The sequence below is a fragment of the Paractinoplanes bogorensis genome (assembly GCF_018829635.1).
GTDB lineage: Bacteria > Actinomycetota > Actinomycetes > Mycobacteriales > Micromonosporaceae > Actinoplanes > Actinoplanes bogorensis.
Window position 1 is genome coordinate 557,931 of the sequence record NZ_JAHKKG010000005.1, and the last position, 20,172, is coordinate 578,102.

Consider the following 20,172-nt stretch of genomic DNA (forward strand, 5'->3'; position numbering starts at 1 on the left):
GAACGCCCCGGCCGACCGGCCGGGGCGTTCGGTTTACTTCTTGCCCTTCTTGCCCTTCTTGCCCTCGGGCGGCGGCGTCGGCAACTTGGGCGCGCTCTTGGCGTAGTCGACGACGATCGGCTTGCCGATACGGACAAGTTCGCGCGCTCGTTTACGCACGTCCTCGGCGCTGGTGTGCTTGCCGGCCGGCACGTGGATGGCCACATTGCCGACGAAGCGCAGCAGGTCGTTGACCGTTCCCGGGAAGATGTTGCACAGTTCGGCCGCGGCGAGCAGTTGCGACTCGGGGACAGCGGCCACGTAGTCGGACAAGCCCGCGTCCCACGCCTTGGCGTGCACCAGGTAGCCGGCCGGGAGCATTCCGGGTCCGCCCAGGTCGGCCAGCAGCTTGGTGCGGTCGCCCTTCTCCGGCTTGGCGTTGAGCACCATCCAGACGAAGCCGACGCCACCGAGCAGACCGACGGTGACGAGCGCGGCGGTGGCCGAGCCGGCACCCTTGAGGATCACCACGAACAGGACGACCAGAATGAGCGCACCGGCCATCATCTCGGCCGTTCCGTCACGGGCCTCGGAGTCCTCGGAACTGTCGACGGCACGCGAGATAACGCCGTCGTAGATCCGGTCCTCCGGCTGCCACCGGTCGTCGCGGACCGGCAGAGTCCGCTGGGCCATGGGCGGGGTCCTTCCTCACAGGTCGCCGAATTGCGATACCCCGCTATCGGTCGGCGCCCCGCCCTTCTTTACGCCTTCACGGCCGCGCTTGGCTGCTCTACGGGTGCAGTACGGCTGCACGCTGTTCTCCCAGCCGCACGCATTCTCCCGGCCGCACGGCCTTCTTGCGGCCGTACGCCATCCCCACGCAGCCGCGCCCTTCGCTACTCCTCGACGCAGAACTCGTTGCCCTCGGGATCGCGCAGCACGACCAGCCCGTCGACCTCCCACGCGAACGTTGCTCCCAGCTCCGTCAACCGCTCGACCTCGGCCGCCACGTCACCGCCGGGCGCCCGCAGGTCGAAATGCAGGCGCAGCTTGCTCTCCTTGGGCTCGGGAACGCGCTGGAACCACAGGTTCGGTCCACCCCAGCCCGGCGCCTCCACGAACGCCTTGGCCTCGGTGGCGTCCTCGTCCAGTTCCCCGCCGAGCGTCGCCGCCCAGAAACGCGCAACCACGAGCGCGTCCGCGCAGTCGAAGGTCAAGCTTTTGACGTACGCGGGCATCACGAATACCGCTCGTGGAAGACAACTTCGCTCAACGGCCGGCGCTTCGGCTGCGACCACTTGCCGCGCTCCGGATAGCCGAGCGGGATGAGCGCCATGGTCAGCGCGTTGTCGGGCAGACCGAGCAGCTCCCGTACGCCGTCCTCGTGCCCCGCATACAGTGTGGTCAACGTGGAGCCGATGCCGTAGGCCCGCGCGGCCAGCATGAGCTGCTGCACAGCACCGTAGATGGACGAACCCAGCCGCGGATTGGCCGACTTCCGCGCCCCGATCAGCACCGGGAAGATCCACACCGGCGCTTCTTCGAGGTGGGCCGCCAGGTGGTCGGCCGCCCGGAACGACGCCGCACTCATCCCCTGCGGATCGTCCGCGTTGAGGATCTGCTCGCGTCGCGACCCGTAGTTCTTCTCCCACCCTTCGCGATACCACTCGGCGATCTGCCGCTTGACCTCCGCGTCGCGCACCACGATCCACGCCCACTGCTGGCTGTTGCCACCGCTGGGCCCACGAACAGCAGCATCGAGAATCGCCGTGACGACATCGTCCTCGATCGGCCGCGTGGACAGATAGCGGCGAGCAGGCGTCGAATGCAGCGCCTCGAGCAGGGGCAGGCTCCGCGGATCTTCAGTTGACATGACCGGACCCTACCGCGAGCACTCACCCCACCGTCCGCAGCGCGCGATGTGCACAAACCGAGTCGTCGGGCTGTCGGTTGGGCGTGTTGCGGGTCGTCAGGCCGGGGTGCGGCCTGCGTATTCGCCGGATGGGCGGAAGCGGGACGGGCGGTCGGCGTACTCCTCCAAGGCGTGCGCGATCCAGCCGGCCGTGCGGGCCACGGCGAAGATTGTCTCGCCGGCGTCGGAGGGCATTCCGTACTCGACGGTCAGTGCGGCCAGGGCCAGATCCACGTTCGGCCGGACGCCGGATCGGGCGCGCATCACGTCGGTCAGGCGCTCGGCGGCGTCGCGGGCGCGCGTGTCGCCGAGCATCTCGAGGAGCGCGGCCGCACGGGGGTCGCCGTCGGGATAGAGGCGATGGCCGAAGCCCGGCACCGGGTCGCCCGAGCGCAGCCGGTCGGCGATGACGTCGGTCGGGTCGGGGCGGTCGATGACCGCGGCGAGCAACGGATGGGCCAGGCTGCTGGCCGCACCGTGCAGCGGCCCGTCGAGCGCCGCCAGCCCGGCCCCGACCACCGCGTAAGGGTGCGCCCGGGTCGACGCGGCGACCCGGGCGGCCAGAGTGGACGCCGCGATGTCGTGATCGGCCAGCAGAATGAGCGCCGCGTTCAGCAGGTTGTGCTCGCGGGGGGACGGCTCCCAAGCCGTGAGCCGTCCCCACAACATGTCCGCGATCTGCTTGGCCCGGCCGGACTCACGCGCGGCGGGCAGGGCCGCGACCATGGTGCCGAGCAAGGTGCGGCCGGTGGCTACGACTGCGCCGGGAGACGTGTCGAAGCGGAGTGGGTCGCCGGCGGCGGCTGCGGCGACTGTCACGCGCAAGCGGTCGGTGTGGCGGGCCGTTGCGGGGAGTGGGGCGGTTACCGCCCGGGCCAGGTGCAGCAGGGCCGGGTCGGGGAGGAACGCGGCATGGCGGCGGGTGCCGGTCCAGAGGAGTTCGACCACCTCTTCGAAACCGGCCACGTGGGCCAGGGCGACCACGTCGTGGCCGCGGTAGTGCAGGCGGCCGTCGCGGATCAGGGTGATTCCGGTCTGGATGCCGGGGGTGCCGGGGCGTTTGCGGCCGGCCAGGAACGCGTCGACCTCGCGGCGGTCGAACAGGCTGTTCTTGCCGTCGGCGTTGCGGCGGCTGTCGAGCAGGCCGCGGCTTACGTACGCGTAGACGGTGGCCGGCTTGACGCCGAGCAGGCGGGCTACCTCGGCGGTGGTCAGCAGCGGCGCCTCGTCGGTCATGTGGACATGCTCTCATGTTGACTGCATCAACGTTGACGTCAACATGTTGGCGTTCCATGGTGTGGGCATGATGACGGTGAACCCAGGACTTGCCGGTGTCGTCGCGTTCGACACCGAGATCGCGGAGCCGGACCGGGACGGCGGGGCGCTCCGCTACCGCGGCGTGGACATTCGGTCGCTGGCGGGCGTGGTGTCGTTCGGCGACGTGTACGGGCTGCTGGCCGACGGCACGTTCGAGTCGCCGCTGGAGCCGGTGGCGGCGGTTGTCCCGCCGGTGTCGACCGGGGACGTGCGCGTGGACGTGCAGGCGGCGGCCGCGGCCCTGGGGCTCCGGCCGCTGATCGACCTGGACGAGAAGGCCGCCCGCGCCGACGTCGCCCGGGCGTCGGCCGCCATGCTCGCCGTGGTCGCGGCCTCGGCCCGGGGAGCGGAGCTGCCGCCGGTGCCCGAGCATCGGGTGGCCGAGGGGGAGGACGTCACGTCCCAGTTCATGATCCGGTGGCGGGGTGAGCCGGATCCGCGGCACGTCGCCGCGATCGACCGGTACTGGGTCTGCGCGGCCGAGCACGGCATGAACGCGTCGACCTTCACGGCCCGCGTCGTGGCCAGCACAGGGGCTGATGTCGGGGCGTGCCTGTCCGCGGCCACAGCGGCGTTGTCCGGTCCGTTGCACGGCGGCGCACCGGCCCGGGCGCTGGGCATGGTGGCCGCCGTGGAGCGGGGTGGCGACGCCCGGGCGTACGTGAAAACGGTCTTGGACAGCGGACAGCGGCTGATGGGCTTCGGGCATGCCATCTATCGCGCCGAGGATCCGCGGGCCCGCATCCTGCGCGAAGCCGCGCGCGAACTGGGCGCCCCGCGGTACGAGGTCGCGCTCGAGCTGGAGAAAGCCGCCCTGGCCGAACTGCGCGAACGCAAACCGGACCGGGTGCTCGAGACGAACGTCGAGTTCTGGGCCGCGATCGTGCTCGATTTCGCCGAGGTGCCGGTGGACATGCTCGCCGCGTTGTTCACTTGTGCGCGAACGGCCGGCTGGAGTGCGCACATCCTCGAGCAGAAACGGCTGGCGAAGATCATTCGCCCGTCGGCCGACTACGTGGGACCGGCCGAGCGGGACGCGACCGCGCTGCCGGGCTGGGATCGCGCCGTCAAGCGCCGCTAGACAGCCCGCGTCGCTTGTGCGGGATCGCGGTGTGAAGCGCTGCCGGGCCGGCCGCGCCGCATGGACGGGATGGGTGAGGAAGGTCGGCATGTTTGCCGCGCCGCGGGACGGGCAGGTCAAAGAGGACACCAAGCGGGGGCTGACGAGAGGAGTTGCTGTGTCCGGCAACGAGCACGAAGTGAACCGCAGCGCGCGTACGGGAAAGTTCGTCAAGGAGAGCACGGCTGAGCGCAACCCGCGCGAGACGACCACCGAGCAGGTGGGCGGCGAGCACACCGGCGGCGACCGTGAGGTCAAGCGCAGCACGGTGACCGGCAAGTTCGTCACGGACACCACCGCCGATCTGCATTCCTCCACAACGGAGTCGCAGCAAGTCTGACGCCGGGCGACCGCGGTGGTGGTCGCAGCAAGTCTGACGCCGGGCGACCGCGGTGGTGGTCGCAGCAAGTCTGGTGTCCGAAGTCCGGGGATCGCGGTTGGCGTGGCCGGAGACCGGGGGATTCCGGCCGGTGTGACGTGCGGCGACTGACGTGGGTCGCGGCCGGTGTTGATCGGGCACCGGAAATCGGTCGCGGAGAGACGATGCCCCGGGCACCATGCGGGTATGGGTGGTGCACCGGGGGGATTCACGTATCGGGTCCGCAAGAACGGGGACGTCGAGCTGCTGCATCATGGGCGGCCGGCGGGTGTGTTGCGCGGGGCGGCCGCGGCGCGGTTCCTGGCCGAGGTCGACGAAGGCGATCCGCAGGAGTTGATGGCCCGGCTGACCGGCAACTACCGGCACGGCAACGAGCGGGTGGCCCGCAACCATCCCCGCAACCGCGGGCGCTAGGCGCGGATCTTCGCGAGCAGGGCCGGCACCCAGTGGTCGCCGTATCGGGCCTGGAGGTCGAGCCGCGCCCAGTCGCCCCCGGTGACCCGGCCCCGGCAGAATGCCGTGCCGCACCGGCAGGGCATCGCGAACCCGGGAACCCCGGTGCTGGTGGCGTAGTCGTTCGTCAGTTCCTCGCCGGCGGCGATGTCGCGCCGGGCCACCAGCGTGTACGGCGCGGCCCACCAGAGATTCGGGTCGCAGCTGTGGTTGCCCTTGCCGTTCGGGGTGTCCGGCGGCAGCACCAGGTGGATGTCGTCGTCCACGGTGATCGTGTCGACGTAATCGGTCGCCGGCCGGAGCAGCGCGGCCGTGGACACCAGCCGGCCGCCGAGCCGGGACACCCGCGCGTCCACGGCGATCGGGGCGCGCGCGAACAGGCCCACCCCGGAGATCGGCGACGCCCGCACCTCGACGGCCGGGTGCAACCAGCAGCCGGTCTCCGGTGCGGGCCACATCTCAGTCGTCGATCGCCTGGTAGATGGTGGTCCAGAGGTCGTTCCACATCGGGAGCGACTGGTCGCCCATGTGGGCCCGCTGCAGGATGACGACCGCCGACAGGTCTTCGGCGGGGTCGTTGTACCAGGCCGTGCCCCAGAATCCGGACCAGCCGTAGCTTCCGGCCGACGGGCCCAGGCCGGTGCGCCGGGTGATGACGGCCGTCCCGAAGCCCCAGCCCTGATGGCGGAAGTAATCGGGCCGGAAGCCGGACAGCGTGGTGACCGCCTTCTGCTCCGGGGTCAGGTGGTCGGTGGTCATCAGGGTCACCGACGGCCGCGAGAGCATCGCGCCGCCCCCGGCCAGCAGCGCGGAGGCGAAGGCCAGGTAGTCGTCGGCGGTCGAGACCAGCCCGCCGCCCCCGCTCTCGAACGCGGCCGGGCGGCTGAACCGGCCGTCGGGCGCGTCCGCCACGACCCGGTCTTCGGAAGGGGAGTAGCCGGTCGCGAACCGGCCGAGGCCGGCCGGGTCCACACTGAACCCGCTGTCTTTCATGCCGAGCGGTTCGAAGACGCGCTCCCGCAGCGCCTCGCCGAGCGACGTGCCGGTCGCCCGGGCGATCAGGGCGCCGGTCAGGTCGGCCGACGTGTCGTACATCCAACGGGTGCCCGGCTGCTCGACCAGCGGCAGAGTGCCCAGTTGGCGCAGGAACCCGTCCAGATCGGGCGCGCCGACCTCGCCGAGCGCGTCGGCGATCGGGACCGTGCCCGGTTCGGCGATGGCCATGCCGGTGCCGGGCGTGAACGTCAGCAGATCTCGGAGCGTGATCGGGCGTACGGCGGGAACTGTCTTTTCCAACGGCCCCAGCGGATCGGCCAGAACCCGCATGCCGGCCAGTTCGGGCAGCAGGTCGTCGACCGGGTCGTCGAGCCGGAGCGTGCAGTCTTCGACCAGGGTCATCGCGCACGCGGCGACGATCGGCTTGGTCATCGACGCGATCCGCACGATCGTGTCGCGGGCCATCGGGACGCCGGCGCCCGCGCCCTCGAACGCGAGCGTCCCGGCCGCCTCCACGTGCGTCTCGCCGTGCCGTCGCACCGCCACCGCCAGACCCGGCACGAAGCCGGTCTCGACGTGCCGCTCGAGCAGCGGGCGTAAGCGAGCCAGGCGTTTCTCCGACAATCCCCCGATGGTCATGGGCCGCATCCTACTGTCGGATCTCTGAGAGGGTGGGGACCGTGAATATCGAGGAACAGCGGCAGCACATGCTGTCGGGGGCGATGTACGACGACCTCACCGCGGAGCTCGTGTCGGCCCGGCAGCGGACGGTGTTGCTGAGCACCGAGTACAACGCGAGCTTCGGGCAACCACAGGCCGTACGGGAAACGATTTTGAAACGCCTGTTGCGCAGCGTGGGGGAGGGTTGTCACTTCGAGCCGACGTTCCGCTGCGAGTTCGGGTTCAACATCGCCGTCGGTGACCGGTTCTACGCGAACTTCGACTGCGTGCTGCTGGACGGCGGCGGGATCACGATCGGCGACGACGTGCTGTTCGGCCCGCGGGTCGGCATCTACACGAGCAACCACGCGATCGACCCGGACGAGCGGGCGGCCGGCGCCTGCTACGCCAAGCCGGTGACGATCGGTGACCGGGTCTGGGTCGGCGGCGACGTGACCATCAACCAGGGCGTCACGATCGGTGCGGGGTCGATCATCGGCTCGGGGAGCGTGGTGACACGATCGGTGCCGACGGGCGTGATCGCCGTGGGTAACCCCGCCCGGGTGTTGCGCGAGATCACGGACGCGGACAGGAGGGGCGGGAAATGAGCCGGGTCGGTGTGATGTTGCCGCGGGATCTGCCGGTGCAGGAGATTTTCCCGTACGCCCGCAGGGCTGAGGAGCTCGGCTTCGACGAACTCTGGGTGGTGGAGGATCTCGGGTTCCGCGGCGGGGTCGCGCAGGCCGGAGCGGTGCTGGCCGCGACCGCGCGGATCACCGTCGGCATCGGCATCCTGCCCGCCGGTGCGCGTAACGCGGCGTTCGCGGCCATGGAACTGGCCACCCTCGCGCAGTTGTTCCCGGGCCGGCTCATCGCGGGCATCGGGCACGGCATGCCGGACTGGATGCGCTCGACCGGGGCCTGGCCGGCCAGCCCGCTGACGCTGCTCGAGGAGTACACGGTCGCCGTCCGCACGCTGCTGCGCGGCGAGCCGGGCCCGCCGGCCGGCCGGTACGTCCAGGTCGAGGGCGTCGTGATCGGCGAGAAGCCGCAGGTCGTGCCGAAGGTCGTTCTGGGCGTACGGGGTCCGAGGTCGATCGCTCTGGCCGGGCGGGTGTCCGACGGGGTGCTGCTGGCCGAGCCCGCCGCGCCGCCCTACGTGGCCGGGGCGATCGGGCAGATGGGCCACGACGGGCTCGAGGTCATCACGTACGACGCGGCGGTGGTCGGCGACGACGGCCGGGCCGCCCGCGACCTGGTGCGGCCCGGCCTGGCCTGGACCGGGGAGCCGGACTGGGCGCCGCACCTGGCCGCGATGCCGTTCGCGGACGAATTCGCGCACCATCGCTCAACCTCGGCCGGGCCGGAGGAGTTCGCCGCGACCATGCCGGACGAGTGGGTGCGCGAGCTGTCCCTGGCCGGCACCGCCGGCGAGGTCCGCGCGCAGGTCGCGGCCCGGCACGCCGCGGGCGCGACCAGCGTGGTGATGATCCCGGCCGAGCCCGACCGGTTCGACGCGCTGACCCGGCTGGCCCGGGTGCTCAGTTAGCCAGTTCGCGCATCGCCTTCATGTAGCGGCCGGTCGCGTAGCGCTGCACCAGCTTCGCGACCGGGCCGCCGAGCCGGGTCAGCAGGGTCGCCGGACGGCTGAAGGCGCGGATCTCGAACCGGACCGAACCGTCGGCGTCCAGCCGTACGAGAAAAGCCTCTTCGCCCGCCTCGGGATGCCCGGGCAGCGTGCCGTAGGCGAAACCGCGCCGGTCCGGCTCGTCGACCACGTAGACGACCCGGCACGGGATGGTCATGCCGTAGAAGCGCAGCCGGGCCTCGGCCCCCTCGGCCGGGCGCGGCAGCTCGCCGACCGGGCGCATCCCGGCGATCCGGTGCATCCGCCAGGCGAACAGACCGTCCGCGGCCCGCTCGAAAGCCGCGCGACCGTGAGCGATGCGCTCATCGCGGACGACGTGCGCGTATCCGGCGGGCATCCGCTCGTCGCGGGTGGCGCCCACCTCGGCGTACGTGAGGCTCATGGGGTGACCCCGCGCAGCCGGAGCAGTTCGTGGCGGGCGTGCGCCACCCGTGGGGTCTCCTCGCCGCCCGACGAAGCGATCTCGTGGGCCAGGTCGCCCGCGCTCTCGACCAGCAGGCGGGCCCGGCGCCCGTTGCCGACCAGTTTGGCGAAGTGGCGGCGCTGCTGGTGCAGGCCGCTCACCGCGTCCAGCAGCGGCTGGTCGACCACGCCGTTCTCGACCTCGGGAGCGAGCAGATCGCGCATCCACGCGCGTTCGGTGGACGACGCCATCCGCCGCACCACGGACAGCACGACCAGGGCGAGCGGCATCAGGATCAGGTAGGGCCCGACGACGGTCAGGAGCACGTTGCCCGCGAACAGACCGGACGCGTCGTCCCAGGCGAAGTGCAGGAACATGCTGGCCAGGCACACGATCACACCGCGGACGACATGACGCTCGCCCTGGGCCCGGCCCAGGATCCACATCACGCCCGCGCAGAAGACCGCGCTGAACAGGGCGTGCGACGTGATGCCGACCAGGCCGCGCAGCGCCAGGATGTACAGCGAGGACTCCAGCTGCCCGGCGCCGAAGGTCGAGGTGGCGTTGTTGTACGCGTACAGGACGTCCTCGGACACCTGGAACCCGAGCCCGATGAACGCACCGATGATGAACCCGTCATACGCGCTGCGAATCAGCCGCGGCGCCAGGGCGATCAGCAGGATCAGGCCGAGCGCCTTGCTCCACTCCTCGTCGATCGGCGCGCTGAAGCCCGCGCCCCAGGTGCTCGCGCCGGTCGGGCCGAGCAGTTTCTGCCAGATCTCGAGCAGGGCGGTGTTGGCCGGCAGGGCGATCCAGAACGTGGCGGCCACGGCACCCCAGACGAAGCCGGTGGCCAGCAGCCCGCCCGGCTGCGCGGTGTAGCGGTTCTGCCGCCGCAGGAACAGCAGCCACGGGATCAGGTAGATCGCGAAGAACAGGATGCCGCTGGTCAGGGCGACCCGGTAGGTGCTCGACCCGGGACCGAAGTACTTGACCATGCCCACCGCGCCCGCGCCGACCCCGATCAGGTAGATCCAGAAGGCCGGGTTGTGCGGCTGCAGGAACCGGTAGGGGGTGCCCCACCCGGACTGCTCGATGGACGCCAGTTGTGCGTTCTTGGCCGGACTGCTCGTGACTGTCATTCGCTCGCTCCCGGGGTGATGCTGCGCAGGAACGTGTCGATCTCGCCGGAGTACTGCTGGAACTCGCCCGGCACGGTGCTCGCGTCGATCAGCAGGGCCGGTGCGTTGTCGGGTGAGGTTGCCGACATCTTGAACGCGGCGAGCAGTTCGTCGCCGCCCGGACCGCTCGCACTGCGCACCACACCGACCAGCCCGGACGAGGTGGTGAACGTGCTGGGCGCGCCGGAGATGTTGGCGTCCGGGTCTTCGGCGCTGATCACCTGGCTCAGGAACGCCGCGGCGCTGCCCGTGAACGCGGCCCCGGTCATCTGGATCGTCGCGCCGCCCTTGACCAGCTTGACCTGGTCGTTGGTCGGGCTCACGCCGGTGTTGTCCCTGGTCAGGGCGCCGTCTTCGAGCTGCCAGCCGACCGGGGGCACGGCCGTGGCACCCTCGCCCAGGTCGAGCACGTCGCCCGCCCGGGTCGGGTTGTCCCACGGGACGACCGCGTTCAGCGCCGGCCAGCCGTAGATCAGCAGCAGCGCGACGACGAGAACGAACAGCGCCGGCTTCAGTTGCCGCCGATCCAGGCCGAACCATCGATGTTCGACCGGCACCCAACCCGGTAACTCTGTAGTCATGAGACCCCCTCGGACAACAACCTAGTGCCGGGGACAGTCGATCGCGCGGATTGACGGGAGCGGTTAGTGGGAAGCAACGCCCGCATGAAGATCTGGCCTGGCAACCCCTACCCGCTCGGTGCGACATATGACGGGGGTGGCACCAATTTCGCCCTTTTCTCCGAGATCGCCGACCGGGTCGAGCTCTGCCTGTTCGACGACGACGGCAAGGAGACCCGGATCGACCTTCCGGAGCGGGAAGCCCTCGTCTGGCACGGCTACCTGCCCCGGATCGTGCCCGGCCAGCGCTACGGATATCGGATCCACGGCCCCTACGACCCCGCCAACGGCCTGCGCTGCAACCCGAACAAACTGCTTCTCGACCCGTACGCCAAGGCCATCGACGGGCGCAACGACTGGAACGAGGCGCTGTTCGCCTACCGGTTCGGCGAGCCCGATTCCCGTAACGACGACGACTCCGCCCCGTACGCCCAGAAATCGGTGGTGATCAACCCGTTCTTCGACTGGGGCAACGACCGGCCGCTGCGGGTCCCGTTCCACCAGACGGTCATCTACGAGGCGCACGTGAAAGGCATGACCGAGCGCCACCCCGACATTCCCGAGGACGTCCGCGGAACGTATTCCGGACTCGCCCACCCGGCGATGATCCGCTATCTCAAGGACCTCGGCATCACCGCCGTCGAACTGATGCCGGTGCACCAGTTCGTGCACGACAGCACCCTGGTCGACCGCGGCCTGACGAACTACTGGGGATACAACACCATCGGCTTCTTCGCCCCGCACAACGGCTACGCCTCGTTCGGCGGCCACGGCGGTCAGGTGCAGGAGTTCAAATCGATGGTGAAAGCGCTGCACCAGGCCGGCATCGAGGTGATTCTCGACGTCGTCTACAACCACACCGCCGAAGGCAACCACCTCGGGCCGACACTGTCTTTCCGCGGCATCGACAATCCCGCCTACTACCGGCTGGTCGACGAGGACAAGCAGTACTACTACGACACCACCGGCACCGGGAACAGCCTGAATGTGCGGCACCACGAATCGCTGCGCCTCATCATGGATTCGCTGCGCTACTGGGTCACCGAGATGCACGTCGACGGTTTCCGGTTCGACCTGGCCGCCGCACTGGCCCGCGAATTCCACGCCGTCGACCGGCTGGCCGCGTTCTTCGACCTGGTCAACCAGGACCCGGTGGTCTCCCAGGTCAAGCTGATCGCGGAACCGTGGGACGTCGGCGACGGCGGCTACCAGGTCGGCGGATTCCCGCCGCTGTGGACCGAATGGAACGGCCGCTACCGCGATTCGGTCCGCGATTTCTGGCGCGGCGAGCCGTCCTCGCTGGGCGAGTTCGCGTCCCGTTTCACCGGCAGTTCCGACCTGTACGAGATCGACGGGCGCCGGCCGATCGCGTCCATCAACTTCGTCACCGCCCACGACGGTTTCACCCTGACCGACCTGGTGTCCTACAACGAGAAACACAACGACGCCAACGGTGAGGGCAACCGCGACGGCGAGAGCCACAACCGCTCGTGGAACTGCGGCGTCGAGGGTCCGACCGACGATCCCGACATCGTGGCCCTGCGGGAACGGCAGAAACGCAATTTCCTGGCCACCCTGCTGCTCTCGCAGGGCGTCCCGATGATCGCCCACGGCGACGAACTCGGCCGCACCCAGAACGGCAACAACAACGTCTACTGCCAGGACAACGACATCAGCTGGGTCGACTGGGACGACGCCCGCAACCAGGACGTGCTGACCGGATTCACCCGCCGCCTGAACGAACTGCGGGCCAAGCACCCGATCTTCCGCCGCCGCCGTTTCTTCACCGGCGACACGGTCGACGGCGTGCCCGACATCGCCTGGCTGCGCCGCGACGGCCAGCCGATGACCGAGGCCGACTGGAACACCCGCAGCGGCATGACGATGACGGTTTTCCTCAACGGGCACGGCATTCCGGAACGCGACGCCCTGGGCGAACCGATCACCGACGATTCGTTCCTGCTGCTGTTCAATCCGCTCGGTGACGCGGTGCAGTTCACGCTGCCCGACAAGAATTTCGGCCGCACCTGGGAAGTCGTCGTCAATACGGCCGATCCGCTGCTGGCCACCCGCCGCAAAACCGCGAAAGCGGCCTCCCAGATCGACGTCACCGGACATACGCTGGTTGTTTTGCGCTGTCGCTATTAAGAGCCTTTTGTCCCGGCGGGGTGGTGGGTACGGACCGTCGCTCCCGCGGGGACCCGGGCGGGGTGAGCAGGGCGCTGGCGCGCCCAGAACGCTCACCCCACCCGGGCGGCCTGCGTGAGTGGTTGCGCCCGGAAAGCCTGCCGGTTGCGCCCGGATTGATCAGTCGATTCGGACATGGCGAAACCTCGAAATGGGCCTTTCCGCTCCGAGGGGTGCAGTTCGGGACTGATGCATAGGGATCGCACCGGCGGCTACCCCACACGCATTGATCGTGTTCTCGGCTGCGACGATCGCGGCTCCTGCGCACACTTCGGGGGCCGACGTGAATGACGAGATTGAGCCGACCGGCGACGAAGAGGGCGAATCGTCCGGTGACGGGATCGAGCCAACGGCTGATAACGAGATCGAGCTGATCAGCGACGGTGACGGGATGGCCGTCTTCGGGAACGCGGCCGCCGTCGACCGGTTTCTGACCGCCGAGAATCTGCCCTCCAAGGACCTCGGGATGCAGCGGATCACGTCCGCGCTCAAGACCGGCTCCACGGTGGCGAAGGCGGCGTCCGAGATCTCGAAGCACTCGGGTCGCTGGGTGATGCTGTCGGCCGACTCGGCGCGGAAGATGCAGCATCACGGCCTGATGAAGGGTTCGGCGTCGCACCTGAGCCGGGCCGTGCTGACGACCCGCAAGGGCGAGATCAGCGGGCTGCTCGAGATCGTGCGGACCGGGAAGACGGTCGCTACGTTGAGTAACCCGGCCGCGCTGGCCGCGGCCGCCGCAGCGATGGCGCAGCAGTCGATGCAGCAGAAGATGGACGAGATCACCGATTATCTCGCCGTGATCGACCAGAAGGTCGACGACGTGCTCCGCGGCCAGAAGGACGCCGTGCTGGCCGACACGGTCGGTGCCGATGTGGTCATCGGCGAGGCGCTGACCGTCCGGGACCGGGTCGGCCGGGTCTCCGAGGTCACCTGGTCGAAGGTGCAGGCGACCTCGTTCACGGTCACCAGGACCCTGGCCTACGCGTTGCGGCAGCTCGACGCCCTCGCGGAGAAGGTCGAACGCCAGGACGACATCGCCGAGATGGCCAAAGCGGCTCAGGAGACGGAGCGCAAGGTGCCGGAATGGCTCGCCGTGCTCGCCCGGAGCGTGCAGATGCAGGACGCGATCGCCCTGCTGGAGCTCGACCGGGTGCTCGACTCGTCCCCGGACGAACTGGACCGGCACCGCCTCGGGCTGAGCGCGGCCCGGGAGAACCGGATGGACCTGATCGCGCAGGCCACCGACCGTCTGCTGGCCCGCATGGACACGGCCGCGCGCACCGCCAACAAGAGGGTGCTGCTGAATCCGGTGTCGTCGCCGGCCGTGGTGCGGTCGAGCAACCGGGTCATGGCGGGTGTGCTCGACTTCCGGGACTGGCTGGGGATCGAGAACAGCCAGGAGACCCGCAAGGTGAGGCGCTGGCTGGACGCGGCCGGCGACGGCGTCAACGCGGCTCTGAACACCGGCCGGGGCGCCCTCGACGCGACCGTGCACCACGGTGGGCGGGCGCTGACCGCCACCGCACAGCACAGCGGCCGGGCGCTCGAAGTGGCGGCGGATCAGGGCAAGGGCGCGCTGGACGCCACGGCCGGAGCCCTCGATGTCGCAGCGCAGCACGGAAAGGCGGCGCTGGATGCCACGGCGGGTGCTCTCGACGTCGCGGCTCAGCACGGGAAGGACGCGGCCGACGCTGCGGCCCAGGCTGGGAAGTCGGCCCTCGGGGCCGCCAAGTCGGTCGTGGGTAAGCTGCCCGGCTTCCGGCGCGGCAAGTAGGGCGGTCGAGCGCCCGCCGGCGGGTCCACTGGTCGTCGAAGCCGGTGCCGAGCGTGGGAAGCCGGCTGCCCACTCGGCCGTCAGGGCGGGTCAACGGAATTGCCGGCCGACTTTCCGGGACGCGGCGGACATCAGTCGGGCGCCGGGATGGGTAGCGGGTGAGGCGGTGTCACCGCGGCGACGACTCGGGGCGCGTCGGGCGTGGGCGGGGCGGTGTCAGTGCGGGGACGACTCGGGGTGGGTGGGCAGGCGCAGTCGCATGGCGGGGTCGGAGGTGCGGGTGAAGCCCAGCGAGGAGTAGAGCGGCTCCGCCGTCGGCGTGGCGCGCAGGTCGGCCACGCCGGCGCCCTGGGCGCGGAACCAGTCGACCAGTGCTGACGTGCAGGCCCGGGAATATCCGCGGCGGCGGTCGGCCGGGTCGGTCGCCACGTTGAGCATGTAGCCGACCAGGCCGGCCGGGTTGGCCGGGCCGCCCAGCCGTTCCTCGATGATGCCGACCGCGCACGCCGCCAACTGCCCCGATCCGCGGTCGACGACGAACGCGGCCATCGTCGGCGACGGGGCGGACAACCGCCGCACCAGGATGGACGCTGCGGAACGGCGCCAGCCGTTCTCGTCCGAGCCCTCGGGGATGTCGAACAGCACTGCCCGCAGCCGCACCAGTTCCGCCGCGTCCGCCGCCGTTGCCCGCCGCACTTCGATCATGCGGCGAGCGTATAGCCGCGCCGGGTTCCGCCCTGTCTTTGAGCGCGACCACTCACTCAGGTCGCCGTGGCGCGAGGAGCGCTCTGGACGCGCCAGCGGCCAGCTCCTCGTGTCGCGGTCCCCGCGGGAGCGACGGTCCGTACCCACCACCCGGCCGGGACATCAGGCACTTGACCTTGATTTCCTGAAGCACCGTAGGAGCGACGGCTCACCCACCACCCGGCCGGGACATCCGGCTCTTGATCTTTAAGAGGCGAGCCCCAGGCCGCGGCGGCCGACCTCGTTGAGCTCGCCCTCCTGGAAGCGGTTCTTCCAGTCGCGCTCGTAGTGCTCGGCCGGGAAGTCGGACGGGCTGGAACCGGTCAGGAAGGCCTCGCGGACCGACGCCGCGTAGGCCTCGTTGCGGTCGCACCACGGGGCGGCGGGGATGTACATGACGTTGCCCCAGCCGCGCTGGTCCTGGATCGGGGCGACGCTGTGGATCATGTCGCAGTGCCACCAGACGGAGTCGCCGGCCTTGACGTCGGGGATGCCGGACAGCGCGTCCATCAGCATGTCGTGCCACTTGTGGCCGGCCGGGAAGACCTGGTTGACGGTGACGCCGCACATGTCGTCGTCGGGGACGTCGGTGAGCAGCGGGCGCAGCATCAGGTAGGCCATCGCTCCGGGGATCGGCACCGTGTGCAGGACGCCCTGGTCGTGGTCCATGTCGGACAGCGCCGTCCAGCCCTGGAACGTGCGGAACGCCGAGCACATGGTCGAGCCGGGGTATTGCGGGCCGGACGTGCGGTAGGCGGCGTCCCAGGGGTCGTATTGCTCGACGGAGCCGTCGAACAGGTGGCGGAACGCCTTCTGGTAGGCCTTCGTCATCCACAGGTCGAGGGTGCCGGGGTCGAGGTGGGTGCCCAGGCCGGCCGAGTCGGCGCCCTCGGGGCGGCGGCGGATGCGGTCGGGGTAGAGGGAGTCGCGCTGCGGGTCGAACCACTGGGTGCCGTCGGCCGCGGTGTGCTTCCACTGGCTGTTGAGGAACGCCTGCACCGTGGCCATGCGTTCGCTCTGCCGGGCCTCCATCTGGGCGTGCGACCAGTAGATCGGGTAGATCTCGGGCTTGGAGCCGACGCTGCCGAAGAAGTCGTCGCCGGGGCCGCGGTAGTTCTCGAAGAACTCGTTCTCCTCGACGTAGCGGACGATGTCGGCGTCCCAGCCGAGGGCCTGCTCGCGCGGGAAGTGGCCGCGCACCACCATGCAGCCGCGTTTGCGCAGCTGGGAGGCGTCGGCGGTGCCGTTCGCGATGTCGTCGTAGGTGATGACCGGCCACACCTGCTCACCGCGGGCCTTCGCCGCCACGATCTCGGCCACCTCGGCCCCGACCTGGCGCTCGACCACGGCGAAGACCTCGTCGACCGTCCGGCCGGAGGCCTCGATCTGTGCGCGCAGCGCGGCCTTGATCTCGCGGGTGGCGCCGGTCAGGTCGGACGGCGTCTCCTCCCAGTGGGGGAGCGGCATGGCGGGCCTCCTTCTAGTCATGGGCCTTTACTGGAAACGACCGTACGGGGTGGGGGCCCTTCTAGGCAAGGGGCCTGACTAGAATGGCATCGTGGATCCGGCCAAGATGGTTCGCTCGCTCACCGACGAGCAGGTGCTGCGCGCCCTGATGCGGCATCCGCGGCTGACCCGGGCCGAGCTGGCGACCGAGACCGGCATCTCGAAGCCGACGGCGGGCGAGAGCGTGCGCCGCCTGAGCGAGGCCGGCTTGGTCGTCGACACCGGGGAGCGCACCCCGGGCGGCCGGGGGATGGGCCGGGTCGGCTCCTATTACTCGCTCGCGCCCGATGTCGGGACGGCGCTGGCGGTCAGCATCGCTCCCGAGGGGGTCGTCGCCGAATACATCAATGCCTACGGCGATTCGATCGCGCGCGCCGAGGCGGGTGTCGGCCGGCCCGCCCGGCCCGACGATGTCGCCGAGGCGCTGGGCCGGGCGGTGGCGGAGTTCTCCTTTCCGGTGCGGTTCGCCGTGGTGAGCGCGGCCGACCCGGTCGACCGGCACACCGGGCGTCTGCGCCAGCTGCCCGACGCGCCGTTCCTGCTGGGCGAGATCGATCCGGTGGCTGTGCTGGGCGAGCGGGTCGACGGTCCGGTGCTGGTCGACAACGACGTGAACTGGGCGGCCGAGGCCGAGCGGAAGGCGGCCCCGCTCGACGACTTCGCCTACGTCTTCCTCGACGAGGGTCTGGGCTGCGCGATCGTCAGCGACGGCGAGGTGCGGCGCGGTCATCACGGCCTGTCCGGCGAGGTGGCCCACCTGATCACCGAGGGTCCGGGTGGGCGGGCCATGCCGTTGATCGAGGTGTTCGGTGAGCTGGGCCTACGCCGGCCCGGCACGACCGCGATCGACGTCGAGCGACTCCTCGACACGCGCCCACCCGAGGTGGTCACGGCGGTCGGTGGCCTGATCGCCGCGCTGGCCACGCTTATCGACCCCGAGCTGGTGGTCATCGGCGGCCGCTGGGGCACACCGTTGCTCGGCGCGCTGGCCGACGAGACAGATCAACAGCCTCGTCCCGTACGCTTGCAGGCCGCCGCCGTACAGCAGGAACCGTCTCTGGCCGGGGCCCGCGCCGAAGCCCTCGATCGGCTCCGGTCCCAGATCATCGGGCCTTAAGCGGCGATCAGCTCCGGGATGCGCCCGAACAACTGCGTGGTGTAGTTGACCATCTCGTGCAGCATCCAGTTACCCGAGAAGAGCAGCGCGGCGCACACGGCGGCCGCCTTCGGGACGAAGGACAGCGTCGCTTCCTGGATCTGGGTGACGGACTGGAACAGCGAGATGGCGAAACCAACCGCGAGCGACGTCAGCAGCACCGGGGCACACATCTTGGCCGCGATGGTCATGGCCTGCAGGCCCAGCTCGACAATCATCGTGTCGGTCATACCCCTCTGTTCGGGCCGGGGGCGCGCCGAAGAAGTGCAGACCGGTTGCAGTTCGGTGAGAGCGGCCGGAAATCCTCAGGTTCAAACCACCGAAAACTTCTCGGGAAGGGACGTACGCCCCGTCAACGCCCGCAGCAGCACCGGCCCCTCGCCGAGGGCGACCGCGATCCGGGCCGCCAGTAGCGTCGCCTCGGACACCGCGGCCGGATCGAACTCGACCGGCACACCGGCCGCGACAGCCACATCCGTCCCGTGCACCACCAGCTCGAACGTGCGGGTGGGGAGCCAGTCGCGCACCCGCATGCCGCCGACCGGGGTGGCCACCACGTCGTCGTCGCCGGCCGCGGCCAGGGCCTGGGTCGCGCGCCCGGCCAGTTCGCCGGCGATCGGAAGCGCGTCGGCGTCGGACACGGCGAGCGCGGCTGCCAGGACGTCGGCGGGCACATCGCGGACGAAGGCGAAGTAGCCCTCGGCGGCGGCGACGTTGATGCCGTCGGCCCGGGCGCCGAGCACGGCCGGCACCTGGGTCAATGCCGAGCTGATGGTGTGTCCGATCAGTGAGCGCAGCGTCCAGTCGCCCAGGCCGGGCCCGTCCAGGCGGTCGGCGGGCACCCGGCCGGCCAGATCGACGAACGTGACGGCGGCCGAGCGGAACGTGCGGCGATAGTCCACGCCGCCAATCTAGTCAGGACTCCCCGTCGGCGCGGTGCCGCCCGCCGGTGTAGTCGTGCTGGGCGATGTCGTCCGCCTCGTGCCGTCCGTGATAGCCGGGTTCGGCGTGCGTGCCGGGTTCGGCGTGCGTGGCGGTCTGCGGCAACCCGGACGGTCGCGGCGGCCGGGGCGCGGCTTCGACCGGGTTCACGCCCAGCCCGGACGGCGGCGGCGTGGCCGGCAGCCCGGACGGCATGCCCCCGCCCACCTCGGGTTCCTTCTTGCGTGACACGGCCGGTGCCGAGGGATCGAGCGGCGAGGGCGGCGTCGGATAGGGCACCCGTTCCGTCGGAGCGGGAACGGGCCTTCCCCCGTACGGGAGGGAACTGTGCTCTTCCTCGAGTCGCTTGACCTTGGCCCGGGCCCGCCGTCGCGCCACCATCGCGACCACCAGCCCGGCCGCCGGCGTCGCCATCACGAACCACGACATGAACGGCGATGACGGCGCGGCGATCATCAGATAGCCCGCGTAGCCGAGGAAGGCCAGGCCGACCAGCACGTCGAGGACACGCAGGATCAGGCCCTGGCCGAGCCCCAGCACGGCGAGGATGAGGAACAGCAGGCCGCCTGCCGCGAGGGACCCGGCGTACGCGAGAAACTCGGCGTCCGACATCAGGTCATTGTGACCATTTCACGCGGTTATCGGTGCCATTTCTGGTTGAGCCATCCGTTGCAGTCCCAAACCTGCACCTGTGTCCCGTTCCGGGTGCCGCCCGCGATGTTCTGGTCGAGGCAGCGGCCGTCGTGCCGGTTGGTGATGCTGCCGTCCGGGCGGACGTCCCACTTCTGGTTGTCCCAGCCGTTGCAGACCCACACCTGCACCTTGGTGCCGTTGCGGACGCCGCCCGCGATGTCCTCGTCGAGGCACCGGCCGTCCCACGAACTGCGGATCGAGCCGTCGGGGTAGTGCGTCCACTTCTGGTTGCGGTTGCCGTCGATGCACTGCCAGGTCTGCACCTTGGTGCCGTCGTGGGTCGGGGTGGAGATGTCGGCGTCCAGACAGCGGCCGTCGTGGCTGCTGATGAACAGTCCGGTCGTGGCGGCCGAGGCGGGCCCGGCCGGGACGACGAGCGCGGCCAGCGCGATCAGCGCCGCCACGGAGAATTTGCTTGCTACCGCTCGCATCGGAGCCTTCTCTCTTCACGAGATGCGGCGGGGGGCCAAGTGGATCGTAGGCGCGTTTACCGCCGCCCGAG

At 70.3% G+C, this 20,172-nt stretch carries 23 protein-coding genes; 8 read left to right on the forward strand and 15 right to left on the reverse strand.

Going from position 1 to position 20,172, the window contains the following annotated elements:
- Positions 1–33: 33 nt before the first annotated feature.
- From KOI35_RS17985 to KOI35_RS18000, 4 genes are all read right to left on the reverse strand, one after another.
- The gene (locus KOI35_RS17985) at positions 34–672 is read right to left on the reverse strand and encodes a hypothetical protein (RefSeq protein WP_215788608.1); all 639 of its coding nucleotides are present in this window, start codon (positions 670–672) and stop codon (positions 34–36) included.
- Between the two features lie 203 nt (positions 673–875).
- Positions 876–1,196 (reverse strand): VOC family protein, encoded by a 321-nt coding sequence (locus KOI35_RS17990; protein WP_246613262.1) that lies wholly within the window; start codon positions 1,194–1,196, stop codon positions 876–878.
- A 20-nt stretch (positions 1,197–1,216) separates the two neighbouring features.
- Positions 1,217–1,852, reverse strand: coding sequence for a nitroreductase family protein (locus KOI35_RS17995; RefSeq protein ID WP_215788610.1), 636 nt, complete (start codon positions 1,850–1,852; stop codon positions 1,217–1,219).
- Between the two features lie 96 nt (positions 1,853–1,948).
- Entirely contained in the window at positions 1,949–3,127 is a 1,179-nt protein-coding gene (locus KOI35_RS18000; RefSeq protein WP_215788611.1) for a citrate synthase family protein, read from the reverse strand.
- A gap of 67 nt (positions 3,128–3,194) precedes the next feature.
- Between KOI35_RS18000 and KOI35_RS18005 the strand changes: the two genes are divergently transcribed.
- The 3 genes from KOI35_RS18005 (at position 3,195) to KOI35_RS18015 (ending at position 5,121) form a co-directional block, all read left to right on the forward strand.
- Positions 3,195–4,289 (forward strand): citrate synthase 2, encoded by a 1,095-nt coding sequence (locus tag KOI35_RS18005; RefSeq protein WP_215788612.1) that lies wholly within the window; start codon positions 3,195–3,197, stop codon positions 4,287–4,289.
- Between the two features lie 88 nt (positions 4,290–4,377).
- Entirely contained in the window at positions 4,378–4,668 is a 291-nt protein-coding gene (locus KOI35_RS18010; RefSeq protein WP_246613263.1) for a hypothetical protein, read from the forward strand.
- Positions 4,669–4,893: 225 nt separating this feature from the next.
- Positions 4,894–5,121 carry a hypothetical protein gene (locus KOI35_RS18015; RefSeq protein WP_215788613.1) on the forward strand — a complete coding sequence of 76 codons (228 nt, stop codon included), beginning with the start codon at positions 4,894–4,896 and terminating at the stop codon, positions 5,119–5,121.
- On the opposite strand, the gene KOI35_RS18020 is transcribed toward KOI35_RS18015, so the two are convergent.
- Both KOI35_RS18020 and KOI35_RS18025 read right to left on the reverse strand, forming a co-directional pair.
- The gene (locus KOI35_RS18020; RefSeq protein WP_215788614.1) at positions 5,118–5,618 is read right to left on the reverse strand and encodes an SET domain-containing protein; all 501 of its coding nucleotides are present in this window, start codon (positions 5,616–5,618) and stop codon (positions 5,118–5,120) included. The two genes, KOI35_RS18015 and KOI35_RS18020, sit on opposite strands and share 4 nt — an antisense overlap.
- A 1-nt stretch (position 5,619) precedes the next feature.
- Positions 5,620–6,795 (reverse strand): serine hydrolase domain-containing protein, encoded by a 1,176-nt coding sequence (locus tag KOI35_RS18025; RefSeq protein ID WP_215788615.1) that lies wholly within the window; start codon positions 6,793–6,795, stop codon positions 5,620–5,622.
- Positions 6,796–6,836: 41 nt separating this feature from the next.
- Here KOI35_RS18025 and KOI35_RS18030 point away from each other — a divergent pair, with 41 nt between their 5' ends.
- Positions 6,837–7,424, forward strand: a complete 588-nt coding sequence (locus KOI35_RS18030; RefSeq protein WP_308121049.1) for a sugar O-acetyltransferase — start codon at positions 6,837–6,839, stop codon at positions 7,422–7,424.
- Entirely contained in the window at positions 7,421–8,365 is a 945-nt protein-coding gene (locus KOI35_RS18035; RefSeq protein WP_215788616.1) for an LLM class flavin-dependent oxidoreductase, read from the forward strand. Before KOI35_RS18030 ends, KOI35_RS18035 begins: the two co-directional genes overlap by 4 nt.
- On the opposite strand, the gene KOI35_RS18040 is transcribed toward KOI35_RS18035, so the two are convergent.
- Genes KOI35_RS18040 through KOI35_RS18050 form a run of 3 tightly spaced genes read right to left on the reverse strand, consistent with a single transcriptional unit; the run spans position 8,358 to position 10,629 of the window.
- Positions 8,358–8,846 (reverse strand): DUF1990 domain-containing protein, encoded by a 489-nt coding sequence (locus tag KOI35_RS18040; RefSeq protein ID WP_215788617.1) that lies wholly within the window; start codon positions 8,844–8,846, stop codon positions 8,358–8,360. The genes KOI35_RS18035 and KOI35_RS18040 overlap by 8 nt on opposite strands.
- Positions 8,843–10,009: a PrsW family intramembrane metalloprotease gene (locus KOI35_RS18045; protein ID WP_215788618.1), complete on the reverse strand. Its 1,167-nt coding sequence runs from the start codon at positions 10,007–10,009 to the stop codon at positions 8,843–8,845. The genes KOI35_RS18040 and KOI35_RS18045 overlap by 4 nt, the downstream gene beginning before the upstream one ends.
- Entirely contained in the window at positions 10,006–10,629 is a 624-nt protein-coding gene (locus KOI35_RS18050; RefSeq protein ID WP_215788619.1) for a hypothetical protein, read from the reverse strand. The genes KOI35_RS18045 and KOI35_RS18050 overlap by 4 nt, the downstream gene beginning before the upstream one ends.
- 84 nt (positions 10,630–10,713) lie before the next feature.
- Between KOI35_RS18050 and glgX the strand changes: the two genes are divergently transcribed.
- Both glgX and KOI35_RS18060 read left to right on the forward strand, forming a co-directional pair.
- A complete protein-coding gene (gene glgX / locus KOI35_RS18055) occupies positions 10,714–12,816 on the forward strand; it encodes a glycogen debranching protein GlgX (RefSeq protein WP_215788620.1) in 2,103 nt (700 codons plus the stop codon).
- A 322-nt stretch (positions 12,817–13,138) separates the two neighbouring features.
- Complete coding sequence (locus KOI35_RS18060; RefSeq protein WP_215788621.1) at positions 13,139–14,629, forward strand: hypothetical protein; 1,491 nt, start codon at positions 13,139–13,141, stop codon at positions 14,627–14,629.
- A gap of 216 nt (positions 14,630–14,845) precedes the next feature.
- On the opposite strand, the gene KOI35_RS18065 is transcribed toward KOI35_RS18060, so the two are convergent.
- Together KOI35_RS18065 and KOI35_RS18070 are read right to left on the reverse strand one after the other, a co-directional pair.
- Positions 14,846–15,334, reverse strand: a complete 489-nt coding sequence (locus KOI35_RS18065; RefSeq protein WP_215788622.1) for a GNAT family N-acetyltransferase — start codon at positions 15,332–15,334, stop codon at positions 14,846–14,848.
- 246 nt (positions 15,335–15,580) lie between these two features.
- The gene (locus KOI35_RS18070; protein WP_215788623.1) at positions 15,581–16,840 is read right to left on the reverse strand and encodes a YbiU family protein; all 1,260 of its coding nucleotides are present in this window, start codon (positions 16,838–16,840) and stop codon (positions 15,581–15,583) included.
- 91 nt (positions 16,841–16,931) lie between these two features.
- Between KOI35_RS18070 and KOI35_RS18075 the strand changes: the two genes are divergently transcribed.
- Positions 16,932–17,996, forward strand: coding sequence for an ROK family transcriptional regulator (locus KOI35_RS18075; RefSeq protein WP_308121050.1), 1,065 nt, complete (start codon positions 16,932–16,934; stop codon positions 17,994–17,996).
- Here KOI35_RS18075 and fliQ read toward each other — a convergent pair.
- The 4 genes from fliQ to KOI35_RS18095 form a co-directional block, all read right to left on the reverse strand.
- Positions 17,993–18,265 carry a flagellar biosynthesis protein FliQ gene (gene fliQ, locus KOI35_RS18080; protein WP_215788624.1) on the reverse strand — a complete coding sequence of 91 codons (273 nt, stop codon included), beginning with the start codon at positions 18,263–18,265 and terminating at the stop codon, positions 17,993–17,995. The genes KOI35_RS18075 and fliQ overlap by 4 nt on opposite strands.
- 81 nt (positions 18,266–18,346) lie before the next feature.
- On the reverse strand, positions 18,347–18,937 hold the full coding sequence (locus KOI35_RS18085) for a maleylpyruvate isomerase N-terminal domain-containing protein (RefSeq protein ID WP_215788625.1): 591 nt from the start codon (positions 18,935–18,937) through the stop codon (positions 18,347–18,349).
- A 13-nt stretch (positions 18,938–18,950) separates the two neighbouring features.
- A complete protein-coding gene (locus KOI35_RS18090; RefSeq protein ID WP_215788626.1) occupies positions 18,951–19,589 on the reverse strand; it encodes a hypothetical protein in 639 nt (212 codons plus the stop codon).
- Positions 19,590–19,615: 26 nt separating this feature from the next.
- Positions 19,616–20,101: a ricin-type beta-trefoil lectin domain protein gene (locus tag KOI35_RS18095; RefSeq protein WP_215788627.1), complete on the reverse strand. Its 486-nt coding sequence runs from the start codon at positions 20,099–20,101 to the stop codon at positions 19,616–19,618.
- Between the last annotated feature and the right edge of the window lie 71 nt (positions 20,102–20,172).